A 25,678-nucleotide genomic window follows, 5' to 3' on the forward strand; every position below is an offset into this window, starting at 1 on the left:
CACACGGCACGCGCACGCCCATGGCCAGGTTGTCGGGCACGTTGGACGGGATGATGTCGCCGTTGATCTGGGTGGTCAGGGCCGCGGCCTCGCGCAGCATGCCGGCGGCCACCATCACGTTGAAGCCGGCCCAGCCCGGCGTGGCGCCGGTCTCGTCGACCATGCGCTCGATGAACTCGGCCTGGCGGGCTTCCATGCGCTCGGCGGCCCTGAGCAGGGCCATGCGCCGCTCGCCGGGGCCGGTCTTCGACCAGGCCGGGAAGGCGCAGGCCGCGGCGTCGGCCGCCGCCTGGGCATCCTCGACCGAAGCGGCGGCCGCCTGGGTGACGGTCTCGCCGCTCAGCGGGTTGGCGCGCTCGAAGGTGGCAGATTCATGGGCGGGCCGGGGCTGGCCGCCGATCAGAAGCTCGATATTCATGGGACACTCCGGTTCCGGCGGATGCATTTATTGTGTGACGCTGCCTGGCATCCATCGGACAGCGTCTCGCTAGTAAAAGCAGGATCAGCGGCGATAGCTTTCCAGCCCGGGCTTGATGCTCTTGTCATCCAGAAATTGCTTCAATCCCTGCTCGCGGCCATGCTCGGGGTCCAGCAACTGGGCCTGGTCCAGCTTGGCATACAGGTATTCTTCATTCTGTTCCCAGGTCAGTTCGCGACAAAGCTTGAAGCCGATCTTGGCGGCGCGCAGGACGACCGGGTTCTTGTCGCGCAATGTCGCTGCCAGCTCACGTGTAGTTTCACGCAGTTGATCCAGGGGCACGCTGCGATTGACGAGTCCCATCTCGGCTGCCTGGCGGCCGGTGAAGGTCTCTCCGGTCATGATGTAATAGAGCGCCTGGCGGTGGCCTACGGTATCGGCCATGGCCTTGCTCACTAGGTTGCCGGGAGGAATACCCCAGTTGATTTCCGACAGGCCGAATACGGCATCGTCAGCAGTAATCGCCAGGTCGCAAGCGACGAGCGGAGAGAAAGCACCGCCAAAGCACCAGCCGTTGACCATGGCAATGGTCGGCTTGGCATAGTTGCGCAGCAGCTTCCATTGCCAGGTCGATGCATCGCGACGCACCTTGACCTGAACGATCTCGGGGCTGGCATCGATTTCGCGAAAATACTCCTTGAGATCCATGCCAGCGGAAAAGGACTCGCCTTCGCCGGTCAGGACCAGTACATGGGCGTCCTGGTCGAGTTCGATGGTTTCCAGGACATCGATCATCTCGCGATTGAGCGTGGGGCTCATGGCGTTGCGCTTGGCCGGCCGGTTCAGGGTGACCCAGGCGATGCCATCCGCAACATCGACTTTCACGGTTTCCCAGCGATTGGTGTAATCAGTCATAAGGTTACCTGTCAACTTAATATCAAGTAGGTTGATGTTTACCTGATCAATCTTAGTGCGCTACTCTTCGTTTGAAAAGAGGAAAACACCCATGCCCAGACAATTTGTTACCCCCCCCGAAGAGCCGGAAGGTCATACCTTCAGCGATGATGAGAGCCCACGTGTTGCATACTTGGTGGGGCGCTTGGATCGAGCCCTGCGCAAACATATCGGCGATGCCGTTCGTCCGCTTGGGTTGACCATGCAGCAATACACGGCGTTGTCCGTACTGGCGAAGCGCAGCCCGCTATCCAATGCCCAATTGGCGGATAAATCGCTGGTGTCGCCGCAAGCGGCAAACGAGATGGTCAAGCTCATGGAGCAAAAAGGGCTCGTTGAACGCTGTCCCGACCCCAACCATGGGCGAATCATCCAGATTCGCATGACTGACGAAGGCCAGCGTGTCCTTGGAGAATGCGATAAAGAAGTCATGGCGTTGGAGCATTGCATGATGGAGAGCATGACTAGCCAGCAACGTGTCACGTTCCAGCGCCATATCAAGGAAGCCTTGAAGGCACTGGGAGCCGGCCTGGTCGAAACTGACTGATTGCCTGCACCGGCCTGTTCGTCCGGTGCAGGCAGATTGTCAGTTACGGGTATATTTCATGACCCATTGGTTGGCATCGTCGTAAAGCTGCTGGCCGTCGAGCCCCGCCTCATTGGCTTCGTCGATCCATTCGTCGACGACGTTCTGGCCGATGGCTTTCCAGCGCTGAGTCTCTTCATCATCCAGTTGGTGGATCGTGCCTGGTTGCTCGCCGCTCTGGATTCTATGGATCTGTTTGAGGTCGGCTTGATCCATGATCTGGCCGATCTTGTAGGCTTCTTGAATTCCCGAGTGAGCATCGATAACGGCTTGAAGATCGTCGGGCAGTGCATCGTACTTGGCCTGGTTCATGGCCACGATCATCATCGTGGTATAGAGGGCTCGGTCTCCGCTGAATGTGGTGTGTTCCGTGGTGATGTCGGCCAGCCCCATGGCGGTGATCGCTTCGAAAGGAATCACCGTGCCATCCAGTACGCCTCGGGACAGAGCCTCCAGCGCTTGAGCGACCGGCATGCCTATCGGCTGGGCACCAAGCTGGGCCAGATACTTGTTGACCAGCCGGCTAGGGCCGCGAATCTTGAGATCCTTGACGTCGTCCAACGACTCGATGGGCGTGTCCTTGGTATGTAGGGCGCCAGGACTATGGGTATGCACGGCGATGGGGTGGACCCCGGCGAGTTCGTCCTGCATGTGTTGCATGGCATATTCGTGTGCTGCCTGACTGGTTGCGGCCCCGCTGGTCGGAAGGAAAGGCAGGTCGAACACTTCCGCCTTCGGAAATCTTCCTGGATTGTAGCCAAGCACTGTCCAGATGATGTCTGCTTGCCCATCCTTGGCCTGGTCATAGAGTGATGGTGGAGTCCCCCCCAATTGCATCGAGGGGAAAAGTTCGACTTTCAAACGGCCTTCGGACTCTTTCTCGACTGCCTCTTTCCATGGAATAAAGTATTGTTGATGGACGGGAGCGGAAGGCGGAAAGAAGTGATGTAATCGTAGTGTATAACTTTCTTCTTGCGCTTGGGCGGATGCCGGCAGGGAAAATAACGAGGACAGGATTAGCGTAAATAGCGTCTTCGCTGATAGTCTTTTCAAGGTGTGCTTGTGCATTTTTATTCTCCGCTGAGTTTATGTTGTTGTTTTATTAGTTGACTGCAAACAAATTGACGATAACGGAGTCCGGCATCCTTTCGGCATCGCCGATAAATATCGTTCTGTTAAGCCAGTCGTAGTTTTTGCTGGCTGTCTGCAAGCGAGGCGTGGTTTGGAAATAATATTCTTCAGGCGCCACTATTTCTCCGTTGAGAAGGCGCTCCATGATAGCCGGTGAAGCATGCCGATAGCCGGTGTTGGTCACTTCGATGAAATCGCCTTCATGAGTTTGCAGGAAATAGCGCGCCTCGAGGACAGCAGTGCCGTCTTGGCGTAGCGTTTGCCAATCTCCGCCACCTGCAAGAATACGTCCGCTCAGGCCGGGGCCTGAGAAGCTGCCCCCGGTGATGGGAATGAATCGGCGTCGACCTTCCGCAGCCTGACCCAGCTCCAGCGGCGAGTCGATCTCGACCTGCAGGCGGGTGACGAATTCCAGCGTGGGGTAGCGTTGTGTGGCGGCAGTGGGCATGTCGGGCGCTCCTCAATAAAGGAAATAAACGAACCAGAGAGTAATTGCCGGAAAGCTGACGAGCAGGATGACCCGCACGATATCCGCAGCCAAAAAGGGCAAGATGCCCTTGAAGATTTCCATCAGCGGGACCCGAGGCGCCATGGAATGGATGATGAAGATGTTAAGGCCGACCGGGGGCGTGATCATGCCGACCTCCACCACGACCAAAGATAATATCCCGAACCAGATAGCTACATCGGTAGCGGGCATGCCGAAATCCATGCCCATCATGATGGGAAGAAAGATGGGAACGGTCAGAAGGATCATGGACAAGCTGTCCATGAAGCAGCCCAGGATCAAATAACAGAGAAGGATGCCTGCCAGGATGATCCAAGGGCTGATTTCCAGTCCAACGATCCAGCCGGCGGTCATCTGCGGGAGCTGCGTCAGGGCCAGAAAACTGTTGAAAATGCTGGCACCCAGCACAATGAAGAAAATCATGGCCGAGGTGATCGCCGTCTCCAGAAGGCAATCCCGCAATCCTTCCCAGCGTAATCCGCCTTGAATAAATGCCAGTATTCCTGTTGCCACTGCGCCGACGGCAGCTGCCTCTGTGGGAGTGAAGATGCCGGTGTAGATGCCACCGATGACGAGGATGAAGATGGCAGCGCCAGGCCAGACACGGATAAGTGAACGGAGTCGCTCACCCATGGGTGTCTTGGGCTTGCTGGGGGCGCTATCAGGAAAAAGGCGTACGAATACCGAGATGGCCAGCATGTAACTGATTGCGGCGAACAGGCCGGGCACCAGAGCGGCGGCAAACATCTCGTTGATGTTCTGCTCGGCGAGAATGGCATAGATGACCAGCACGACAGAGGGGGGAATCAATATACCCAAGGTGCCGCCCGCGGCCAGTGAGCCTGTCGCCAGGCTGCCGCGATACCCCTGACGTTCCATTTCCGGCAGTGCTACTTGGGTCATGGTGGCTGCCGTTGCCAGCGAGGATCCGCAGATAGCGCCAAATGCACCGCAGGCACCTATCGTCGACATCGCAAGGCCGCCCCTGAGATGCCCTAGCCAGTCGTTGGCTGCCTGGAACATGCTGCGTGAGAGCCCGGCACGTGCCGCAAACTGGCCCATCAGCAAGAAGAGAGGAATGATTGACAGGGTATGGCTGGAAAAATGTTCGTAGGGCAGGGTCTTGAGGCCGTTCAGGATGCCCATCGGGCCCATGATCAGCATGGAGCCGACCGCACCGATGACTAGCATGGCCAGGCCGATAGGTATCCGCGCCCCCATCATCGTGAGTAGCAGGGCGAAGCCGCCCACGCCCAAGGTCATTGGTGTCATCAGGCGTCTCCTACTTGGGTGTCGCTGTCAGGGGTTGCGCGAAGAGACGCGAACGAACGGTAGAGGCATACCAGGGTCAGCAGGGCAAAGCCCGCTATGCCCGCGGCGTAGCCCCACCACAGGGGAATGCCTAACAGCATGCTGGTTTCCATGTAGCGCTGCTTGTCCAGAAGGCCGTGATACAGGCGCCAGGTCATGATGGCGGAGACGACCGTGAACAGGACTTCGGCGATCACGGCTGTGGCTCGCTGAACGATGCGTGGAGCATGCATGACGATCAGGTCCACCGTGACGTGGCCGCCGCGAAGATGGCAATACGGCAGGAACAGGAAAATCGCCGTTGCCGTACCCATTTCGACGAGTTCGTAATCCCCGCTAACGGGGCCTACCCAGCCGAGTCCAGGTAGTGCGCTGAGGTAGGGAAGGCTGGCAATCCATCGTCCGGCGATGCTGCATACGGTCATGATGGCTAGCGCTGCGACCAATAGGCCGCCGAGAACGGCCGCAGCTTGGCAGCACCTTTCCAGGAGGCGCCGCACGGATATCGTGTCGGCTTTTTGTGTCATCGTTGAACCGCTCATGATTGTTCTTGACCACCTTGTGAGACTGGCAGCGAATCGTTCAGGTATGATTAGTTGCTTTGTATAATTAAATTTCCTTTCTGACACTTGCAAGCCGGAAAGCGACAAATCGCAGCGAATTGCGGCTAAAGGATTAGTCCGCGTTGTCAGCAGGAGCGTAGATCTTGCGTAGCAACATGAGCAACTGGCGCCGTTCGATCTCGCTTAGGGCCTGGGTTGCCGCCAGGTCGCTCTGCCTCGATAGCTCCTTGAGCTTGTCGACGAGAGCTTCGCCCTGCTTGGTGAGAAAGATGCCGTGCGAGCGACGGTCGCGCTTGCAACGAACCCGCATGGCCAAGCCCCTTTCCTCGAGACTGTTGACCAGGTTAACGACTCGTGGCGGATCGATGGCCAATGTCTGGGCAAGGCTGGATTGCGTCACGCCGGGATAGCCTTCGATGACCACCAGCGAGGAAAACTGGGCGGGGCGGATATCATGTTCGCGCATGGCGTCGTCAAAGTGCTTGAAAACCTTGAGCTGTGCGCGCCGAAGTGCGTAGCCGAGGCGCTCTTCGAGTATCAGGCCGTCTACTGGGCCGGTGTCGACTTCTTCCAATGAGGCTTGGCGAATCGAGGTGTCATTGTCGGAAGGTTGCATATGAGCCTCCTTTTTCAAAGTCATGTTAATTAGTTGGTATACATAATTTTCACGCTGCAGACCAGCATGATTTGAGACGCGGGGCCTGCGTTACACTTAAGGCTAAAGTCTCATCCTCGAGCCCTGGCAAGATATATAGTTGAGGTTTATAACTATTTGGCGCTGGCATCAGGCATAAAGCCAATTATTACTGATGGAGAACGCCATGCTGCCTGAGAATGGCAAAACGTCGAATGACAAGACCCCGCAGGACAACGCAACTGTAGCCTATCGATTGAGTGGTGGTGCCGTCGCCGACTATTCACGTTGCATTACCGAACGTCTTTTATACTGGTCGGAGGTCCGGCCGCACGGTGTATTCCTGGCTCAGCGAGAAGGCGAGGAGCGTCGCTGGAAGACAGTGACGTTCGCCGAAGCGGCACCTTTGGTCATGAACCTTGCCCAAGCGCTACTTGACCACGACCTATCAGCCGATAGGCCTCTGATGGTCTTGTCGGGTAATGGTATTCATCACGCCTTGCTGGCCTGTGCAGCCATGCACGTGGGAATACCCTACGTGCCCGTGTCTCCTTCTTATGCCTTGCTAGCCAGCGATTACGCCAAGTTGCGCTATGTTTGCGATCTTGTGACACCAGGAATGATCTTCGTCGATGACGAAGCGCGCTTTTCCTCTGCTCTCGCTGCTGTCTGTGGTGAGGATGTTGTGCTTGTCTCATCGAATGCAGCCAAGCAGGCACGGTCATTCTCTGAACTGCTCGAAGTTCGGCCCAGAGGCGATGCCGTAGAGCGAGCGCGTGCCGATGTTTCACCCGATAGCGTGGCCAAATTATTGTTCACGTCAGGTTCGACCGGCATGCCCAAGGCGGTCATCAATACCCAGCGCATGTTATGCAGTAACCAGGCGATGCTGACTCAAGAGCTGCCTTTTCTGACCCAGCAAGCGCCCGTACTGGTCGATTGGCTGCCCTGGCATCATACGTTTGGCGGTAACACGATACTGGGGATGGCTATATATAACGGTGGTTCGCTCTACATCGACGATGGCAGCCCAACACCACAGGGCGTGCAAAGGACCGTCGACAACCTTAGGGAAATTTCACCGACCTTCTATTGCAACGTACCTAAAGGATTCGAAGCGTTAGTCGATCATCTTCGCGAGGATGTAACGCTGAGATCTGCTTTTTTCCAGCGTCTTTACATGCTCCATTTTGGAGGCGCCGTTCTGCCAGCACATGTCAGGCAAGCCCTTGATGAGCTGGGGCGTGCCGAAACTGGCCAGCCGGTGCCCATGTTGACGGGACTGGGCTCTACGGAAGCTTGCCTAGCGTTCTGTACCACAGACGATTCGGTGATTTCTGGGCTGGTTGGAAGGCCGGTACCGGGCATGCAGGTAAAATTGGTTCAGGCCGGCAAGAAATGGGAGGCGCGCCTCAAGGGACTCAACGTGACGCCTGGTTATTGGCGAGCCCCGGAAAAGACGGCAGACGCTTTCGATGAAGAGGGCTATTACTGTACCGGAGATGCCATGCGGCTCATCGATCCGGAAAGGCCCGAGCAAGGCCTCGTCTTCGATGGTCGCCTAAGTGAAAACTTCAAATTGATAACGGGTACCTGGGTCAATGTGGGTGTCCTTCGGCTGAGTGCCATCGAGGAGCTTGCGCCGATCGTTCAGGATATCGTCATTGTCGGAGAAGGACGTAGTTATCTGACCGGATTGGTGGTCCTGAACCCGGCAGGTTGCGCCCAGCAATTGAGCAAAGCTGACCAGAATCTGGAAACATTGGCAAATAGCGTATCGGTGCATGCTTTTTTGGCTGATCGATTAGCCGCCCATCGCCAGGGAAAATCGAGTTCCATGTGCCTGGAACGCTTGCTGGTACTCGATTTTCCGCTCTCGTTCGATAAAGGTGAAGTCACGGACAAAGGCTCTGTCAACCAGCGACAAGTCCGTGAGAGTTATCTGGACTTGATTGATGACCTTTACGCCAGCTCACCCTCGTCTCGCGTAATTCTGCCTGCCTAGCCCACCCTTCATAATCTATTCGAGTCGGGGACGTTAGCGTCCCCTCCTGCGTTATTGTTTTCCTGTCGCGACGTGATTGGGTCTCAGACATATCAGTTGTAACTATAGAACTGTTACTCAACGCGGTGTACGGAAAGAAAGCAAAAAACTGGCCCCGAAGGGCCAGTACAAGGATCGAAAAGCCAGCCGGAACAGCGCTCGATTTAGAAGTGGAAAAGGGCGCTTGCCATCAGGCGGCTGGCATCCATGGAGTCACCACCTACATTCTCGACATCGGCATACTGGTATTCCAGCCCGAGCATCACTCGACTGGTCACGTCCCATAGGGTATTGGCGAAAACGTAATCGACTGTGTCGAAGTTGTTGTCATAAGCCCCATCGTCCGGCAAATCCTGGGCCAGGCGAGAGTAACCGATGGAGCTGAACCAGTCGGTCGACCAGTTATGGTTGAGAGACACACCGAAGCCCAGAGAGTCTATGGCTTCCAGTTCTCCATTCTCGACATAGACATCCGGGGCATTGCGGTGACCGGTATTGCCTGGATTGCCCATGTAGTTTCCGATACCACTGCCGTAGGTCACGCTGCCCTTGAGATGAGTCGCTGCGCCGAGAGGGAGGCTGGCTTGGGCCTGAACGCCATAGCCAGTCGCGTTGTCGTCGACTGAATTAACATTGCCGTTGCTGGATAACTCGCGAACCAACCCTGACAGCGCGAAATTGCGCTTGTATTCGTAACGCACGGTTAGATCGGGCAGCTGGCTTTCGGCACTGGCCAAGCCATTAGCTTGTCTGGCGATGACCGTTTCCGAATCTTCCAAGGCGAACGACAAGGCGCCTGCGCCGAGCTGGGCCGTGTAGCGTATCTGCGGGTTGCGGTCGAATGAGTAGCCCTTGGGATCGCCGAGCGCGAGCGTGCGTGTCCCACCCACGAAACTCATGAAGTTGGACCAGGTCTGGCCGGCCAGGAAACCATTCAGCTCGCCATAGGCATGACGTAGACCGAAATCTCCATCGGGCATGAAGTGCCCTTCGAGGAAGGTCGTGAGCTTGCCGTAGTCGGTCCGGGTATGCGTACGGAAGTTGAGGCGTGACTCGTAGGCGGTGAAATGTGTACGGCCATCGGTTTCGTTGCTGGGATTAAGCAATGCGAAGGGGTCTGTTCCCGCATCGTAGGGCGCGCTCAGGTCGTAATCGAAATCGTATGTCGCGTCCAGTTTGAGGTAGCCGCCAAAAGCGATGTCTGTCTTGGTGCCGGGAATATTTATCGTGGTGCGGTGGTTCCAAGGAGGGCCGACACGACTGGGCTCGCCTGTAACCAAGGGCTGGCCTGCTTCGACTACATCGAAAGCGAAGCTATGTGAGGCCAGAAAACAAGGAGAAACCAGGAGGCAGGCAGTTATCTTTTTAAATTTTAACATCTTGAGTCCTTGGCGTTATTTTTTGTGGGTTAAGAGCTGTTTTGTTCGCCTTGCGTACATTTATTCGCAAAGTTATTAGACTATGCAACTAGTTTGCCTTGAAGTCATTTCTCCAAAAGTCGCAATTGCTAAAAAATAGTTTTTGAAATAGAGAGATGTGGCTGAATTTATTAGTGTTTATTAGCGCAGCGGTAAGCTTGGAGGAGGAAAAATAGTTATCTATAAATATTAGGTTGCTAAATATTTAGCTGGGCGTAAAAGAAAGGAGAAGGTCAGCGAAGCAGACGTGAAGCGAATGGTTTGATTCGGGCCGAACTGGTGACCGGCTTCGAACAGGCCGGTCGCGTTAAACATCCCAAGGCTTTCGAGCGAAGGTGAATTATCAGCCAGCGAAGCCGAACAGATCGAAAGTGGCAATGACCCAGAGAATGGCGCTGATAGTCATGAACGAAACCAATGTGGTGCCCATCAGCGCCGCTGTGCACAGCTCCGGATGGCCATAGCGCTGCCCGAAGATGGGGTAGACGCTGAGCATCGGGGCACTGGCGAAGACCAAGGCCGCCACCGCCAAGGCCGGATCGAAGTCCGGCAAGGCCGTGAACATCAGTAGAACAGCCAGCGGGTGAATGACCAGCTTGCCGAAGGCGATCTGGCTGGCATCCTTGCGCATGCCCCGTGTCCGCAATCCATATAGCGTGCCACCAATCACGAACAGGGCGGTGGGCGCGGCCGCGGTCGCCATCATGTCGATGGCCTTGAACAATGGGGCGGGCAGAGGCACACCCAGAACGGCGATGGATACACCTATCAGGATGGAAATGATGATCGGGTTGCGACCCAGACGACTCACCGATTGGCGAATGGCAGTGCCGAACGAGCTTCCGCTTTGCGAGCCCACTTCGGCCAAGGCCAGGGCCAGCGGAATGATCAACAGATTCTCGATGACCATGTTGAGCGCCATGGCAACGACCGCCGGGGAGCCCACCACCAGGGCGGCGACAGGGTAGCCGACGAAGCCGCTGTTCGCGCCTGACATGCCTAATGCGTAAAGCGAGGCGACATCCAGCGCCTTGTGACGTACCCGCAATGCGAATGTCAGGGAGACACCGAAGACGATGACCGTGGCCAGCCCATATCCCAGTAGATAGTAGCCATTGAAGGTTTCCTCTATCGGGCGTTGGATCAGGGCGCGGATAATCAGAGCCGGCAGGGCGAAGTTGATCACGAAGCCGCCAAGCCCTTGGATCTGAGGCTTGGCAATCAACCGAGTCGCCACGGCGAAGTAGCCGACACCGATCAGCAGGAAGATGGGTGTGGTTATCGAGATGATCGCAAGCACGGCAGATCCTTGGGCTGGCTAGAGACGTCCAGCCGCAGCCATGAGCTGGACGTTGCAACAATCACTACAAAACGCTGTCGAGGGGAAGGCCGCCGGTCATGCTCGCTTCCTCTACCGATGATTCAGGTCACCTGCATCTGAATCTGGCGTGTCTTCTCCAATAGCAGCGGCAGGAACTTGTCAGTCAACGTCTGCATGTCTATCCGTGCGGCATTGGTACTGATGTTGATCGCTCCCAGCAGCTTGCCGTTGGCATCGAAGGCCGGGACCGCCAGTGAGCGCAACCCGGAATCGAGTTCCTGGTCGACGATGCAATAGCCCTGGCGACGAACGTCTGCCAGGCACTCCCGCAGTGCCTGCCTGTCGGTGATGGTGTGCTCGGTATAAGCCTTCAACTCGGTCTTCTCGAGCAGCGCCTCGCGCTCGTCCTCAGGCAGATAGGCCATCAGCACGCGCCCCATCGATGTCGCCACGGCAGGCAGGCGGGTGCCGATCGACAGGGTAATGGCCATCAGTCGGTGCGGCGCCGAGGAGCGAGCCACATACATGACCTCGTTGCCGTCGAGCACGCCCAGCGACGAGGACTCCCCCAGCGTCTGGGTGATGTCTTCAAGATGCTGCTGGATCACCGAGCGATAGTTGTTGGCCGACAGGTAGGCGTAACCCAACTGCAGGGCCTTGGGTGCCAGCTCGAATTGGCGGTTCTGCTTGCGTACGTAGCCGAGTGCGTGAAGCGTGAGCAGAAAGCGGCGGGCCCGGGCGCGGTTCATGCCCGTCTTGGCGGCGACTTCGCTCAGTGTCATGCGCGGGTTGTCGCTGTCGAATGCCAGGATCACATCGAGGCCACTGGCCAGGGCCGTCACGAAATCACGGTCGTCAGGACTCAGGCTCTCTTCTTTCGGTTGCGTCGACATGGCGGCGCCATCCTTATTGTTACGTTGCTCCAATGCAGTGAATGACTCTAGCATAGAGTTCGTTAAGCGAACATCTGTGCACCATTGCACTTTAGAACAGCATGATTCAGGGGAGACACTGCATGTACGACCTGCTATTGGGCCAGCCCTTCATGAGCGGGACGGGGCTGGAAGCCAGTCGCGCCCAGGCGCTGGTGGCCGCCATGCGCCAAGTGGAACTGGCACTGGCCGCCGAACAGGAAGTTCATGGACTAGTGCCCGAGGGTACTGCCGACGCGTTGCAGATGCATCTCGGCGATGGCGTGTTCGACATGCAGGCGCTGGCCGAAGAGACCGTCAAGGGTGGCAATGCCGCCATCCCTTTCGTCAAGCAGGCCAAGGCAGCACTGCCCGATGATCTCAAGCGTCACTTCCACAAGGGGGCTACCAGTCAGGATATCGTCGATAGCGCGCTGATGTTGCTGCTCAAGCCGCGGCTCGAACGTTGCCTGTCGCTGCTGGCCCAGGCGCGGCTGGCGGGCTGCACGCTGATGGAGGCTCATCGCGGTACCGCCATGGTCGGGCGCACCCTGATGCAGCAGGCACTGCCGATCACCTTCGGTGCCAAGGTGGCCAATTGGCTATGGGTCCTTCATCTGGCCGAGTGTCGTCTCGATGATGTTACCTCCAGCAGCCTGTACGTGCAGTTGGGCGGGGCGGTCGGTGTCCATTCCGGGCTCGATGAACATGGCCTGCCGCTGATGGATGGCCTGGCCACACGGCTAGGGCTGAATGCCCCGTTACTACCTTGGCACACCAATCGACAGCCCATCCTTGCGATCGCCGGGGCGCTGGATGCCGTGGCGGCCGGTGCCGAGAAGATCGCTCTCGATGTCGCGCTGATGTGCCAGACCGAGGTGGGTGAGCTCAGCGAGCCGGCCGAGGCGGGTGTCGGCGAGTCGTCGTCGATGCCGCACAAGCGCAACCCGGTGGCCTGCGCCCGCATTCGTGCTGCGGCACGCCAGATTCATGGCAATGCAGGGATCATTGCCAATGCTGCCGCCCAGCCGCTGGAGCGAGGCCTGGGCGAGTGGCATGCCGAATGGGCGCCACTGGTGGATAGTGTATTGCTGCTCGAAGGTACCCTGGAAACGCTGGCTGCACTGCTGAGTGGGCTGGAGGTGCACGGCGAGGTCATGCAGCGCAATCTGGCAGTAACCGGCGGGGCGATCATGGCTGAACCGGCTGCCCGGGTGCTGGTCCCGGCGCTAGGCAGCGACACTGCCAAGCGTATTGCCCGCGAGGCCTCGGAGACAGCTCGTGCGCAGGGGCGCCCGTATGCCGATGTACTGCTCGAACACCCCGAGGTGGCCGGCAAGGTCGACGCGCCGACCCTACGCGAAGCGGTGCGCCCGGAATTATACATTGGTAGCAGTCAGGCCCAGGTCGAACGTGCCCTGAAGGTACTGAGCTAGGTAGCAAACTACTGTTTTTCTTGGAGTAAGCCTGATTGACCGGGCCGGAGCCAGTCTCCGGCCCATTCTTTTGCGGTTTGACCTCCGAGCCAATCCTGTTTAATTTGTTCGTATCACAAACCAGTGTTCACATCGCGAACATTGGCATCAAGAACGATAGCGTTGAGAGAGGCAAGACCATGGCCGAATTTCTCAGCCTGCATGACGCGGTAGCGCGCTACGTCGAAGACGGCGCCACTGTGGCCATGGAAGGCTTTACTCACCTGATTCCCTTTGCCGCGGGTCACGAAATCATCCGCCAGGGCAAGCGCGACCTGACCCTGATCCGCATGACGCCGGACCTGATCTACGACCAGTTGATCGGGGCCGGTTGTGTGAAGAAATTGATCTTTTCCTGGGGCGGCAACCCCGGCGTGGGCTCGCTGCACCGTCTGCGCGATGCGGTGGAGAAGAGCTACCCCCACAAGGTCGAGATTCTCGAGCATAGCCACGCTGCCATGGCTTGTGCCTATGAGGCTGGCGCTGCCGGTCTGCCGTTGGCAGTGCTGCGCGGCTACGTGGGCAGCGACCTGCCCAAGGTCAACGACCAGATCAAGTTCATCGAATGCCCGTTCACCGGCGAGCGCCTGGCCGCGGTGCCGTCGATCCGCCCCGACGTCAGCGTGGTTCATGCCCAACGCGCCGACCGCAAGGGCAACGTGCTCGTCGAAGGCATCATCGGTGTACAGAAGGAGGCCGTGCTGGCAGCAAAGCACAGCATCGTCACCGTCGAGGAAGTCGTCGACGACCTGGGCGCCACACCCAACGCCTGCGTGATTCCCGGCTGGGCCATCAGCGCCATCGCCGTGGCCGAGAAGGGGGCCTATCCCTCCTACGCGCATGGCTACTACCCGCGCCATAACCGCTTCTACAAGGAGTGGGACATGATTGCCCGGGACCGTGACGCCTTCAACGACTGGATCAAGCAGAACGTGCTTGAAGCGGGAGGAGAATCCTGATGAGCAACTACACTTCCGCGGAAATGATGACCGTGACCGCCGCGCGGGCGCTGCAGAACGGCACCACTTGCTTCGTCGGTATCGGCCTGCCCAGTGAGGCGGCCAACTTGGCCCGCCTGACCCATGCGCCGGATGTGGTGCTGATCTACGAATCCGGCACGCTGCAGACCAAGCCCGACGTACTGCCGCTGTCGATCGGCGATGGCGAGCTGTGCGAGACCGCACTGACCACCGTCTCTGTCCCGGAGATGTTCCGCTACTGGCTGCAGGGCGGCAAGATCGACGTGGGCTTTCTGGGCACTGCGCAAATCGACCGCTACTGCAACCTGAACACTACGCTGATCGGTGACTATACGGAGCCCAAGGTACGCCTGCCGGGCGGCGGCGGGGCACCCGAGATCGCCACCAACGCCGGCGAGATCTTCATTACCCTCAAGCACTCCAAGCGCACCTTCGTCGATCAGGTGGATTTTGTCACCACGCTCGGCTTCGGACGTGACGGCAAGGGCCGCGACGGTGTGCCGAACATCGGCAAGGGGCCGACCCGGGTCATCACCGACCTGTGCGTGATGACGCCGGACCCGGAGACCAAGGAACTGGTGGTCACCTCGCTGCACCCGGGCGTGACCCGCGAGCAGGTTCAGGAGGCCACCGGGTGGGAGATTCGTTTCGCCGATCAACTCGAGACCACGCCGGAGCCCAGTGGCAAGGAGCTCGAGATATTGCGTGAACTCAAAGAGAGAACCGACCGTCATCACGCCGGCGACTGAAGCGGAGAAGCATCATGAGAGACGTTTACCTGTGTCATCCGGTCCGCTCGGCGGTGGGCAAGTTCGGTGGCACGCTGTCCAGCGTGCGCCCCGACGACCTCGCGGCGGATATCTTCAAGGCACTGCTGGCGCGTGCGCCGGATCTCGATCCGGCGGCCATCGATGACGTGATCATGGGTTGCGCCAACCAGGCCGGCGAGGACAACCGCAACGTGGCGCGCATGTCGCTGTTGCTTGGTGGCCTGCCGACCACGGTGCCCGGCACGACCCTCAACCGCTTGTGCGGCTCGAGCATGGATGCCATCGGCACTGCCGCGCGCGCCATACGCTCCGGCGAGACCGAACTGATGATTGCTGGTGGCGTCGAGTCGATGTCACGGGCGCCGTTCGTGGTCGGCAAGGCCGAGACCGCTTATGCACGCACCCAGGTGATGGAAGACACCACCATGGGCTGGCGTTTCATCAACCCGCTGCTCAGGAAGCAGTACGGTGTCGAATCGATGCCCGAGACGGCGGAGAACGTCGCCGAGCAGTTCAGTATCTCCCGCGAGGACCAGGACCAGTTTGCCTACGATTCGCAGCTCAAGACCAAGCGTGCCCAGCAGAACGGCCGCCTGGCCAAGGAGATCGTGCCCATCGAGGTGCCGCGTCGCAAGCAGGAGCCGCTGATCTTCGATACCGACGAGCATCCGCGTGAAACCACCCTCGAGAAGCTCGCCACTCTGCCGACGCCGTTCCGCGCCGCCGGTTCCAGCGTGATGGGCTCGGTGACGGCGGGCAACGCCTCGGGCATCAACGATGGCGCGGCGGCGATGATCGTCGCCAGCGAGGAGGCGGTGAAACGCTTCAATCTAACGCCCATGGCACGCATCCATGGCATGGCCACGGCCGGGGTCGAGCCTCGCATCATGGGGATCGGCCCGGTGCCTGCCACGCAGAAGCTGCTTGGCAAGCTCGGTATGCGCCTCGATCAGCTCGACCATATCGAACTCAACGAGGCCTTCGCCGCCCAGGCACTGGCCTGCCTGCGCGAGCTGGGGGTCGACGACAACGATCCGCGGGTCAATCCCAATGGGGGCGCCATCGCTCTCGGCCACCCGCTGGGCATGTCCGGTGCGCGCATTGTCACCAGCGCCATGCATGAGCTGCAGCTGACCGGTGGTCGTTTTGCGCTGTGCACGATGTGCATTGGCGTGGGGCAGGGAATCGCGACAGTGATCGAGCGCGTATAAGCCTCGTATGAGCTAAGTACCGCCACGAAGGCCGGCAGTCGACTCGCCGGCTTTTCTCGTTTGGCCAAAGGAGAGAATCATGGCTTTTCTGGATGTGAATGGACGCAGCGTCGCCTATCGCCTATTGGGTGCCGAGGCGCTGCCCCTGGTAGTGCTGGCCCATCCGCTGGGCATGACCCAGGCGGTCTGGGACGACCTGCTGCCGGCATTGCTGCCACGCTATCGGGTGCTGACCTGGGATCTGCCGGGGCATGGCGCAAGTGCGGCCTGGCCCGAGAGTGAGGGTGAGATCACCCCCGCCAGCCTGGCAAGCGAAGCGCTGGCGCTGGCGGATCACGCCGGTGCCTCGCGCTTTCACTTCGTGGGGACGTCCATTGGCGGCGTCATCGGGCAGCAGTTACTGACATCGCATCCCGAGCGGCTGTTGTCGGCGACGCTGACCAACACCGGCGCCGTGATTGGCAACCCTGACCTCTGGAACACCCGGGCAGGCCGTGTTCGCCAGGAAGGACTTGCCGCCATGGCCGGCGAAATCGTGCCACGCTGGTTCGCCCCGGCCCTGGTCGAGGCGCAGCCTGCGCTCGCCGAGGGCTGGAAGGTGCAGATGGCACGTACCGGCGGCGAAAGCTATGCGCGCCTGTGCGAGATGCTTGGCCGCACCGATTTCACTGGCAAGCTGGCCGGGCATGACGTGCCGGTCCACCTGCTGGGTGGCAGCGAAGACATGGCGACACCGCCAGCCACACTGCAAACCCTGGCAAAGGAGTGTGGTGAGGCACCGCTGGATATTCTTGCTGATATCGCCCATGTGCCGTCGGTGGAATGCCCTGACGATTTCGTCCAGCGTCTGCTGGGCTGGCTGACGGCCGATCTCGGCGATGTCGGTGAACAGGGCGTGCCTTATGCCACGGGGCTCGCGACCCGCAAGCAGGTGCTCGGCGAAGAGCATGTCGCCCGGGCCAGTGCCGGCGCGACCACGCTCGATGCACCATTCCAGCAGATGATCACGCGCCTGGCCTGGGGCGAGCTGTGGAGCAACAACGACCTGACACGTCGCGAACGCAGCATGATAACCACCGGCATTCTCGCCGCGCTGGGTCGCGAAGAACTGGAACTGCATCTCAAGACGGCCAGGCGCATCGGGCTTTCGGAAGCCGAACTGCGCCAGGTGCTGATGCACGTGGCGATCTATGGCGGCGTGCCGGCGGCCAACCATGCCTTTGCCCTGGCCAAGAAACTGGGCTGGGGCGAGTCGCTCGGCTAAGGGAAGCTCGTCTTTGAGGGGGCATTCGCAGGGCCACTCAGCGAGTGGCCCTGCTTCACGTATTCCTGCTACCGCGCAGAGGGGCTTCGCCACGAGTGACCACCATGGTTGGCGAAGCCCTGGTTACCGGTCCTCGGGCGTCGCTGCCACGATCTGACGGGTAAGCGACTCCAGGTCGGTATCCTGCCATGTCGGCCTAAAGCCCTCCGGGTCGAGCGCCTTGCCAGGACGAGCAATGAAACCGGTCAGGCAGCCAGCGTGGGAGGCCCCGATCACATCCCAGCTGTGTGCCGCCACCATCGTCATCTCGCCGGGATCGATCCCCCAATGATCCATGACCAGTCGGTAGGCCTGTGGAGCAGGCTTGTAGCGCTGCACCTGCTCGACACTCAGTTCGGCATCGAAGAGGCCAGTCAATCCGGCATGCTGCAACTGCTTTTGCAGCGCTGTCAGGCTGCCGTTGGTGAGTGCCGTCAGGGTATGGCCTTGCCGGCTCAGCCATTCCAGGGCAGGCAAGGTGTCTGGATGGGCGGGTAACGTCTGAAGTCCCTCGACCAAAGCCTGCTGCTGTGCCTCGGAGACCGATTGACCTTGTTGCTGGGCCACCTGACGAAGTGCGGCAGTCGCCAGTTCGCCGAAGGGCAGGAACTGGTCCGTTAGGGTGGCGGTCATCCAGTGTTCCTGAAGTGTCAGGAACCACACCTGACGCATCTGAGAGGTACCAAACATCCCCTCAAACAGCGGGTTCAATGCCGCTGTGTCCAGCAACGTCTCGTTAATGTCGAATGCGATATGCATGGGAGCTCCTTTTCCATGTGCGCTTTCATGACAGTCGATTGGCGAGCAGACGTAAAGCGTGCTGGCGTCTGTGAAACGATCCGGCATGACGCGGTGTGCCGCTGGACACGACATGCCCTTGGCCTGTTCACCGCTCCCTTGTTAGACCAAAGTCGCGATTTCCTCCGCGCCGAGAGCCGCTAGCATTGGCTTTGATCGCTATGCGAACTATCGTTCGTCTAATAGTCATCTTTTCAGGAATGAGGGAGCATAGCCGTCAATTGCCTCCTCGTTCGACAACGATAAAAGGACCTCTAGCCATGAAACGTACCCTGACTCGCTGCCTGCTCGCGCTCTCCATTGCGGGGGTCGCCACTGCGGCTCACAGTGAGACCACCCTGCGCATGTCGCATTTCTGGCCGGGTGCCTCGGCGATCAACAAGGACATCTTCGAGGCCTGGGCCAAGACCATCGAGGAAGAGTCAAACGGTGAGCTGCGCGTGCAGAACTTCCCGTCGCAGACCCTGAGCAAGGCCGACGATACCTACGAAGCCACCGTCAAGGGCATCGCCGACATCGGCATCACCGCCCAAGGCTATACCGCCGGCCGCTTCCCGCTGTCGCAGATCGTCGAACTGCCTGGCGTGGCCGAGTCGGCACCGGAAGGCGCCTGCATCATGCAGACGCTCTACAACGAAGGGCAGTTCGGTGACGAGTACAAGGACAGCCGCGTACTGTTCATGTTCACCACCGGTCCGGGCTACATCCATACCAGCGAGACTGACGTGCAGACTCCCGAAGATCTGCAGGGCTTGCGTATCCGTCGTCCGACCGCGGTGGCCGGCAACATGCTCGAGAACATGGGCGCCCAGCCGGTCGGCATGCCCGCGCCGGACATCTACACCTCCATGCAGCGCGGGGTACTGGATGGCCTGAGCTTCCCATGGGAGGGCATGAAGGTCTTCCGCCTCAACGAGCTGGCCAACTACCACACCCAGGTGCCGTTCTACACGCTGGTCTTCGTTGCCACCATGAACGAGAAGACTTACCAGCGCCTGACTCCCCAGCAGCAGGCGGTCATCGATGCCAACTCGGGCATGAAGTGGGCCGAGAATGCCGGCGAGGTGTTCAACCGCCTGGACCAGGCCGGCAAGCAGGAAGCCGAGGAGGCTGGGCACACCATCCGCGTGATCGACAACCCGCTGGAAAACCCCGACTGGCAGGCACCGCTCGAGCAGGGCATCGAGACTTACCTGAGCGGTCTCGAGGAGCGTGGCCTCGATCAGGCGCATGACGTCTACCAGGCCGCTCTCGACGCCAAGCAGTCCTGTGCTGCGCAGTCTTCCTCAACCCCCGCTTCCTGACGCGAGGAGGTCATCATGCAGCAAGGGCTCATTCGATTCAGTCGCTGGCTGGAAGCCCTGTGCAAGCTCATCGCCGGTATTGCCCTCGCGGGCATGCTGGCGGTGACCGTCATCGACGTGACGCTGCGCTATCTGTACCGCCTCAGTGACGGCGCGCTGGACCTGAGCATGGTGGGCAGCGTCGAGTTGGTCAGTTACCTGATGCTGTTCGCCCTGCTGGCGGCCATGGCCGCCAACGTCGAGAAAGGTCAGGTGGTGGTCGAGGCGTTCAGTCACCGGCTCAACGACGAGATCAAGACCCGCCTCAATGGCTTCTACCTGCTGGGGTTCACCGCGCTGGGGCTGGTGGTGGCCATCGGCCTGTGGGACTCGGCACTCAGCGCCGGGGCGCATGGCGAAGTGACCCAGGACCTGCGCCTGCCGATGGGGCCGATCTACTGGACGGCGGCGGGCCTGAGTTTGCTGCTCAGCGTGCGCAGCCTGGCGTTCGCCCTGCTGGGGCTGCTGTTCAACTACCGCGTGGCATCGGTCGAGGAGGTCTGAGATGGGAAGTGAAACGATCGGTGCCCTGGGGCTGGGCCTGCTGCTGCTGCTGATGATCCTGCGCGTGCCGGTGGCGCTGACCATGCTGATCATCGGCGTGGGCGGTTTTTCGCAGGTGATCAGTTGGGACGCGGCGATCTCGATGGTCAAGTCGGTGCCCGTCGAGGTGCTGACCAACTATAGCTTCAGCGCCGTGCCGATGTTCATCCTGATGGGTGTACTTGCCGCGCACTCGGGCATGGCCGGCAAGCTGTTCGAGTCGACGCGGGTCATCTGCGGCGGCTGGAAGGGTGGCCTGGCGATTGCCGCGGTGGGCTCGTGCGGCATCTTCTCGGCGATTTCCGGCTCGTCGCTGGCCACCGCCAGCACTATGACCCGCGTAGCCCTGCCCGAGATGGAACGCTACGGCTACAACCGGGGACTCGCTACCGGCGCGCTGGCCGCCGGCGGCACGCTGGGGATCATGATCCCGCCGAGCATTGCGCTGCTGATCTATGCCATCCTCACCGAGCAGTCGGTGGGCGACATGTTCATGGCCGGGTTGATTCCGGGGCTGCTGGGGCTGCTGTTCTACGGCCTGACTGTCACCGTGATGATGCGGATCAAGCCGAGCCTGGCGGTGCCGGGCCAGCCGACAAGCTGGCGCGAGAAGCTTGGCTCGCTGGCTGGGCTGGTGCCGTTCTTCGCGGTGTTCCTGATCATCATCCTGGGCATCTACTTCGGCTTGTTCACGCCCACCGAGGGGGCCAGCGTGGGCGCCTTCGCCACGCTACTCTATGCGCTGGTCAAGGGGATTCGCGGCGCGGGGCTGTGGCAGGCGCTGCAGGAAACCCTGGCGCTGTCGACGGTGGTGTTCTTCATGCTGGTGGGCGCCGAGACGCTGGGCTACTTCATCTCGGTGTCGCGCATCTCGTTCTCGATCTCGGACTACCTGTTCAGCCTCGACCTGGCGCCGATCGTCGTGCTGCTGTGCATCCTGGCGATGTACTTCATCCTCGGCATGTTCATGGACTCGATCGCCATGCTGGTGATCACCGTGCCGGTGGTCTATCCGATCATCCAGGCGGTGGGCATCGACCCGGTGTGGTTCGGGGTAATCACGGTGCTGACCGTGGAGCTGGGACTGATCACCCCGCCGGTAGGCATGAACGTGTTCGTGATCAAGGCGATGGCCCCGCACGTGGGGCTGGGCGAGATCTTCAAGGGGGTGGCACCGTTCATCGTCTCGGACTTCGTGCGCCTGACGCTGCTGATCCTGTTCCCGGTGCTCAGCCTGTACCTGGTCACGGGGTAGCGGCCTGGCCTGACACCCGCAAGAACCAACGCCGACGGTGCTGCCGTCGGCGTTTTTCGTTGCGAGCTCATGCGCGGGTGATGGCCTCGACAATACCGTCACAGAACCAGCGCTGGGCCGGGGAGCGGGTGGTGTGAGCCTGCCAGTGCAGCGCGACGTCGAAAGGTGGTACCTCGAAGGGCAGGTCGAGCACCTTGAGCGGGGCTTCGAGCGCGAAGGCACTGGCGATCTGCTCGGGCAGGATGGCGAGCAGGTCGCTTTCCTGAAGGATGCGCGGCAGGCTCGAGAAGTGCGATACCTTCAGGCTGACCTTGCGCTGCAGCCCCTGCTTGCGCAGCACGTCCTCGGCCAGGCCGTGCCCGGTCGAGGCGGCGACCACGGCATGCCGAGCCTGGATGAACTGCTCAAGGCTCAGGGAGTCGCCGATGGAGACATGATCGCGGTTGAGCAGGCATACGTAGCGTTCGTCGCTCAATAGCACACGGCGCTCGACACCAGCGGCTTGGATCGGGCGGCTGCAGATCGCGGCGTTGACCTGGCCGGTAGCCAGCCAGTCCTCGACCTTGTCGATCTCCAGCGGAACGACCTCGAGTTCGGTGCCGGGTGCCTGGGCATGCAGGTGCGCGAGGATGCGCGGTAGCAGCGCCATTTCACCGAGGTCGGTCAGTGCCAGGCGAAAGCGCTTTTGCGAATGTCTTGGTTCGAACTCCTTGCTGCCTTCCAGGACACTATCGATCTGGGCCAGAGAGTCGCGCAAGGCAGGGTAGAGCTGCATGGCGGTGAAGGTGGGTTGCATGCCGTCACGGGAGCGCACGAACAGGCGGTCGCCGAACAGGTCGCGCAGGCGTGACAGGGCATAGCTTACCGAGGGCTGGGTGACGTGTAGCCGCTCTGCAGCCAGCGTCACGCTACGGGCGTCGTAAAGCGTGACGAAGACCCTCACCAGATTGAGATCGATGGCAGCCATAAAATAAACGCTATTTATTATTTATAGAAAGAGTATCGATTGGATCGATGGTAGCACGCGGGCTAGCGTGGAATCACAACGTCTTTCCGGAGCCCGCCATGCCTACCGTGCATTCCGTCACCTATCAGCTGCTGCGACGTCAGGGTCTGAACGTCGTCTTCGGCAATCCCGGCTCCAACGAGCTGCCGTTTCTCAAGGATTTCCCCGAGGACTTCCAGTACGTCCTCGGCCTGCATGAAGGCGTGGTGGTCGGCATGGCCGACGGCTACGCCCTGGCCAGCCGCCGGCCGGTGCTGGTCAACCTGCATGCCGCGGCGGGCACCGGCAACGCCATGGGCGCCTTGACCAATGCCTGGTATTCACATTCGCCATTGGTGCTCACCGCCGGCCAGCAGGCGCGCTCGATGATCGGCGTCGAGTCGATGCTCGCCAATGTCGATGCGCCTTCTCTGCCGCGCCCGCTGGTCAAATGGAGCTACGAGCCGGCCTGTCCCGAGGACGTGCCGCGCGCCCTCAGCCAGGCAATTCACATGGCCAACCTGCCGGCCAAGGGGCCGGTCTACGTGTCGATTCCTCATGACGACTGGGGACGCGAGGTCGAGGAAGATGCTGCGCTGGTAGCCCGGCGCGACGTACATCACGCCAGTACGCCATCCGACGCCCAGCTTGCCGGTTTGGCCGAACGCCTCAACCAGGCACGCAATCCGGTCATGATAGTCGGGCCCGAAGTCGACGCGGAGCATGCCAATGCCTTGGCCGTCGAACTGGCCGAGCGCCTGCGCATGCCGGCCTGGGTGGCGCCGTCCGCCTCGCGCTGCCCGTTCCCGACCCGCCATGCCTGTTTCCGCGGAGTATTGCCGGCAGCGATCGCGGGGATTTCCAGCAAGCTGGACGGTCACGATCTGATCCTGGTCATTGGCGCGCCGGTGTTCCGTTACCACCAGTATGCACCGGGGCGTTATCTGCCCCAGGGCGCCGAGCTGATCCACCTGACCAGCGACGTGCAGGAAGCGGCACGCGCACCGATGGGCGATGCCTTGGTCGGCGGGCTGCGCGCCACGCTGGAAAAACTGCTGCCGACCCTGACGCAGAGCGAGCGTGCCATGCCCGAGCCGCTGCCATTGCCGCAACCGATGGCGGATGAGCCCGGCCGCCTGGCGCCGGAGAGCGTCTTCGATGCGCTGAATGAGTTGGCTCCTAAGGATGCGATCTTCGTCAAGGAGTCGACCTCGACGGTCACCGCCTTCTGGCAGCGCGTGGAAATGCGCCATCCCGACAGCTACTTCTTCCCGGCGGCTGGGGGGCTGGGGTTCGGCCTGCCTGCCGCCGTGGGCGTACAGCTTGCCCGACCCGAGCGCCAAGTCATCGCGGTGATCGGCGACGGCTCGGCCAACTACGCCATCAGCGCGTTGTGGAGTGCCGCCCAGTACGGCGTGCCGGTGGTGTTCATCATCCTCAGAAACGATACCTACGGCGCCCTGCGCTGGTTCTCTCGAATGCTGGATGCCGAGGATGCGCCGGGCCTCGACGTGCCGGGACTGGATTTCTGCTCCCTGGCCCGCGGCTATGGTGTCGACGCGGTGTGTACCGATACCCGTGACGCCTTCGAGAATGCTCTGCGCCAGGCCCTGAACGCCACGAAGCCCATGCTGATCGAGGTACCGACGACGACCATCGAACCCTGATGACAGAAGACGCCGATCACGGCACTGCAAGATACCAACAACGATAAGAGGAAAAACGCATGAAACACGCCATCTCACGCCTGCTGATCGCTACCTCCGCGCTGGGGCTGTGCGCCACGGCCGGTGCGGAAACCACCCTGCGCATGGCACACCTGTGGCCGGCCGGCTCGGCGGTCAATCAGGACATCTACCAAGCCTGGGCGAAACAGGTCGAAGAAGAATCCAACGGTCAGCTCCATGTCGAGATCTACCCCTCGCAGACCTTGAGCAAGGCCGACCAGGCCTACGAAGCAGCGGCCAACGGCATCGCCGACATTAGCGTCACCCTGCAGGGCTACACGGCTGGGCGCTTTCCGCTCACTGAAATTGTCCAGTTGCCCGGTGTCGTCAACAGTGCCCCTCAGGGCGCCTGCATCCTGCAGTCGCTTTATGATCAGGGTGACATTGCCGGCGAGTATGAAGACACCCACGTGTTGTTCCTGTTCACTACCGGGCCGGCCTATCTGCATACCCGAGATACAGAAATTAAATCCCCGGAAGACCTCGAAGGCCTGCGCATCCGCCGCCCCAGCGAGGTGGCCGGCGAGATGCTCGACAGCATGGGTGCCCAGCCCTTGGGCATGCCGGCGCCGGACATCTATACCGCGCTGCAGCGCGGGGTGATGGATGGTCTGAGCTTCCCTTGGGAGGCAATGAAAGTGTTTCGCATCAATGAGCTGACCAATTACCACCTGCAGGTGCCGTACTACGCCGGGGCTATCGTGGCGACCATGAGCCAGGCTGCCTATGATCGGCTCTCTCCCGAGATGCAGGCGGTGATCGACGATAACAGCGGTATGGCTTGGTCGCTCAAGGCGGGCCAAGTGTTCGACATGCTCGACAAGGCCGGACGCGAGGAGGCTGTCGCCCAGGGCGATACCATTCACATTGTCGAGGATCCGCTCGACGATCCCGACTGGGCCGAACCACTCAAGCAGGGCACCGAAAACTACCTCAAGCGGCTCGAGGAACGTGGCCTGGACGATGCCCATGCCATCTATGAAAAGGCCCTGGCCTTGCGCGATCAGTGCGAGGCATGAGCGCTGGCGTCAGGACGCGACAGCCTCTCGACACACCAAGGAACACGTCATGAATACACTGGAACTGTTGATCGGCGGCCAGCCCCGACCTGCCCATGAAACTGCCACCTTCGAGCGCGCCAACCCGCTGAGCGGCGAGACCGTCACCCAGGCGGCCGCCGCTTCGGTCGAGGATGCCCAGGCGGCGGCCGACGCCGCGGCCCGCGCCTTCCCGGCCTGGTCGAAGACCGGCCCCGGCGAGCGGCGCATGGCCCTGCTCAGGGCCGCCGAGCGCATGGAAGCCCGCCAGGCCGAGTTCATCGAGCGCATGGTCGACGAGACCGGCGCCACGCCGGGCTGGGCCGGCTTCAACGTGATGGTGGCCGCCGGCATGCTGCGCGAGGCCGCGGCCCTGACCACCCAGATCAACGGCGACATCATCCCGTCCAACGTGCCCGACAACCTGGCCATGGGCGTGCGCGTGCCGTGTG

Annotated in this window: 25 protein-coding genes; 13 read left to right on the top strand and 12 right to left on the bottom strand. The window is 60.6% G+C overall.

The annotated features are described in order from the left end of the window. Positions 1-445, bottom strand: a 445-nt coding sequence (locus tag BM194_RS19195) for an aldehyde dehydrogenase family protein (RefSeq protein ID WP_244891012.1), incomplete at its 3' end; no start/stop codon positions are given. A 57-nt stretch (positions 446-502) separates the two neighbouring features. Beyond that, positions 503-1,333, bottom strand: coding sequence for a p-hydroxycinnamoyl CoA hydratase/lyase (locus tag BM194_RS19200; protein ID WP_092850279.1), 831 nt, complete (start codon positions 1,331-1,333; stop codon positions 503-505). Between the two features lie 91 nt (positions 1,334-1,424). Here BM194_RS19200 and BM194_RS19205 point away from each other — a divergent pair, with 91 nt between their 5' ends. Next, entirely contained in the window at positions 1,425-1,919 is a 495-nt protein-coding gene (locus BM194_RS19205) for a MarR family winged helix-turn-helix transcriptional regulator (RefSeq protein WP_092850281.1), read from the top strand. Positions 1,920-1,958: 39 nt separating this feature from the next. Here the strand turns inward: BM194_RS19205 and BM194_RS19210 are convergent, their stop codons facing one another. From BM194_RS19210 to BM194_RS19230, 5 genes are all read right to left on the bottom strand, one after another. Beyond that, a complete protein-coding gene (locus BM194_RS19210; RefSeq protein WP_244891013.1) occupies positions 1,959-3,026 on the bottom strand; it encodes a TRAP transporter substrate-binding protein in 1,068 nt (355 codons plus the stop codon). A 34-nt stretch (positions 3,027-3,060) separates the two neighbouring features. After that, positions 3,061-3,537, bottom strand: coding sequence for a DUF3237 domain-containing protein (locus BM194_RS19215; RefSeq protein WP_092850284.1), 477 nt, complete (start codon positions 3,535-3,537; stop codon positions 3,061-3,063). A 12-nt stretch (positions 3,538-3,549) separates the two neighbouring features. After that, entirely contained in the window at positions 3,550-4,869 is a 1,320-nt protein-coding gene (locus tag BM194_RS19220; RefSeq protein WP_092850286.1) for a TRAP transporter large permease, read from the bottom strand. Then, entirely contained in the window at positions 4,869-5,333 is a 465-nt protein-coding gene (locus BM194_RS19225; RefSeq protein WP_244891014.1) for a TRAP transporter small permease, read from the bottom strand. Before BM194_RS19225 ends, BM194_RS19220 begins: the two co-directional genes overlap by 1 nt. 250 nt (positions 5,334-5,583) lie before the next feature. Beyond that, a complete protein-coding gene (locus tag BM194_RS19230; RefSeq protein WP_092850291.1) occupies positions 5,584-6,087 on the bottom strand; it encodes a MarR family winged helix-turn-helix transcriptional regulator in 504 nt (167 codons plus the stop codon). A 205-nt stretch (positions 6,088-6,292) separates the two neighbouring features. On the opposite strand from BM194_RS19230, the gene BM194_RS19235 reads away from it, so the two are divergent. Next, on the top strand, positions 6,293-8,110 hold the full coding sequence (locus BM194_RS19235) for a feruloyl-CoA synthase (protein WP_092850294.1): 1,818 nt from the start codon (positions 6,293-6,295) through the stop codon (positions 8,108-8,110). Positions 8,111-8,313: 203 nt separating this feature from the next. Here the strand turns inward: BM194_RS19235 and BM194_RS19240 are convergent, their stop codons facing one another. The 3 genes from BM194_RS19240 to BM194_RS19250 all read right to left on the bottom strand — a co-directional run bounded on the left by BM194_RS19240 (position 8,314) and on the right by BM194_RS19250 (position 11,781). Next, positions 8,314-9,429 carry a DcaP family trimeric outer membrane transporter gene (locus BM194_RS19240; protein WP_244891015.1) on the bottom strand — a complete coding sequence of 372 codons (1,116 nt, stop codon included), beginning with the start codon at positions 9,427-9,429 and terminating at the stop codon, positions 8,314-8,316. A gap of 481 nt (positions 9,430-9,910) precedes the next feature. Next, positions 9,911-10,867: an AEC family transporter gene (locus BM194_RS19245; protein WP_092850299.1), complete on the bottom strand. Its 957-nt coding sequence runs from the start codon at positions 10,865-10,867 to the stop codon at positions 9,911-9,913. 122 nt (positions 10,868-10,989) lie between these two features. Further along, positions 10,990-11,781 carry an IclR family transcriptional regulator domain-containing protein gene (locus tag BM194_RS19250; RefSeq protein WP_092850301.1) on the bottom strand — a complete coding sequence of 264 codons (792 nt, stop codon included), beginning with the start codon at positions 11,779-11,781 and terminating at the stop codon, positions 10,990-10,992. Between the two features lie 122 nt (positions 11,782-11,903). Between BM194_RS19250 and BM194_RS19255 the strand changes: the two genes are divergently transcribed. The 5 genes from BM194_RS19255 (at position 11,904) to pcaDC (ending at position 17,499) form a co-directional block, all read left to right on the top strand. Further along, entirely contained in the window at positions 11,904-13,235 is a 1,332-nt protein-coding gene (locus tag BM194_RS19255) for a class-II fumarase/aspartase family protein (protein WP_092850304.1), read from the top strand. Positions 13,236-13,414: 179 nt separating this feature from the next. Next, on the top strand, positions 13,415-14,233 hold the full coding sequence (locus BM194_RS19260; protein ID WP_092850307.1) for a CoA transferase subunit A: 819 nt from the start codon (positions 13,415-13,417) through the stop codon (positions 14,231-14,233). Further along, positions 14,233-15,003 (top strand): CoA-transferase subunit beta, encoded by a 771-nt coding sequence (locus BM194_RS19265; protein ID WP_340148093.1) that lies wholly within the window; start codon positions 14,233-14,235, stop codon positions 15,001-15,003. Before BM194_RS19260 ends, BM194_RS19265 begins: the two co-directional genes overlap by 1 nt. A 14-nt stretch (positions 15,004-15,017) precedes the next feature. Continuing rightward, positions 15,018-16,235, top strand: coding sequence for a 3-oxoadipyl-CoA thiolase (gene pcaF, locus BM194_RS19270; protein WP_092850311.1), 1,218 nt, complete (start codon positions 15,018-15,020; stop codon positions 16,233-16,235). 79 nt (positions 16,236-16,314) lie between these two features. Further along, complete coding sequence (pcaDC, locus tag BM194_RS19275; protein WP_092850314.1) at positions 16,315-17,499, top strand: bifunctional 3-oxoadipate enol-lactonase/4-carboxymuconolactone decarboxylase PcaDC; 1,185 nt, start codon at positions 16,315-16,317, stop codon at positions 17,497-17,499. Positions 17,500-17,622: 123 nt separating this feature from the next. Here pcaDC and BM194_RS19280 read toward each other — a convergent pair whose 3' ends face one another. Continuing rightward, positions 17,623-18,297, bottom strand: coding sequence for a haloacid dehalogenase type II (locus BM194_RS19280; RefSeq protein WP_092850316.1), 675 nt, complete (start codon positions 18,295-18,297; stop codon positions 17,623-17,625). Between the two features lie 299 nt (positions 18,298-18,596). On the opposite strand from BM194_RS19280, the gene BM194_RS19285 reads away from it, so the two are divergent. The 3 genes from BM194_RS19285 to BM194_RS19295 are packed head-to-tail and all read left to right on the top strand — an operon-like array spanning position 18,597 to position 21,477. Beyond that, positions 18,597-19,640 carry a TRAP transporter substrate-binding protein gene (locus tag BM194_RS19285; protein ID WP_092850318.1) on the top strand — a complete coding sequence of 348 codons (1,044 nt, stop codon included), beginning with the start codon at positions 18,597-18,599 and terminating at the stop codon, positions 19,638-19,640. Positions 19,641-19,655: 15 nt separating this feature from the next. Then, positions 19,656-20,183, top strand: coding sequence for a TRAP transporter small permease (locus BM194_RS19290; protein WP_092850320.1), 528 nt, complete (start codon positions 19,656-19,658; stop codon positions 20,181-20,183). 1 nt (position 20,184) lies between these two features. After that, on the top strand, positions 20,185-21,477 hold the full coding sequence (locus tag BM194_RS19295) for a TRAP transporter large permease (RefSeq protein ID WP_092850322.1): 1,293 nt from the start codon (positions 20,185-20,187) through the stop codon (positions 21,475-21,477). 67 nt (positions 21,478-21,544) lie between these two features. Here BM194_RS19295 and BM194_RS19300 read toward each other — a convergent pair whose 3' ends face one another. Next, complete coding sequence (locus tag BM194_RS19300; protein ID WP_092850325.1) at positions 21,545-22,444, bottom strand: LysR substrate-binding domain-containing protein; 900 nt, start codon at positions 22,442-22,444, stop codon at positions 21,545-21,547. Between the two features lie 98 nt (positions 22,445-22,542). Here BM194_RS19300 and mdlC point away from each other — a divergent pair, with 98 nt between their 5' ends. From mdlC to BM194_RS19315, 3 genes are all read left to right on the top strand, one after another. Further along, positions 22,543-24,129: a benzoylformate decarboxylase gene (mdlC, locus tag BM194_RS19305; protein ID WP_092850327.1), complete on the top strand. Its 1,587-nt coding sequence runs from the start codon at positions 22,543-22,545 to the stop codon at positions 24,127-24,129. A gap of 59 nt (positions 24,130-24,188) precedes the next feature. After that, positions 24,189-25,208, top strand: a complete 1,020-nt coding sequence (locus BM194_RS19310) for a TRAP transporter substrate-binding protein (protein WP_092850329.1) — start codon at positions 24,189-24,191, stop codon at positions 25,206-25,208. Between the two features lie 49 nt (positions 25,209-25,257). Continuing rightward, a partial coding sequence (locus tag BM194_RS19315) for an aldehyde dehydrogenase family protein (protein ID WP_143097638.1) occupies positions 25,258-25,678 on the top strand: 421 nt, incomplete at its 3' end.

The organism is Modicisalibacter xianhensis (genome assembly GCF_900113605.1).
Classification (GTDB): domain Bacteria; phylum Pseudomonadota; class Gammaproteobacteria; order Pseudomonadales; family Halomonadaceae; genus Modicisalibacter; species Modicisalibacter xianhensis.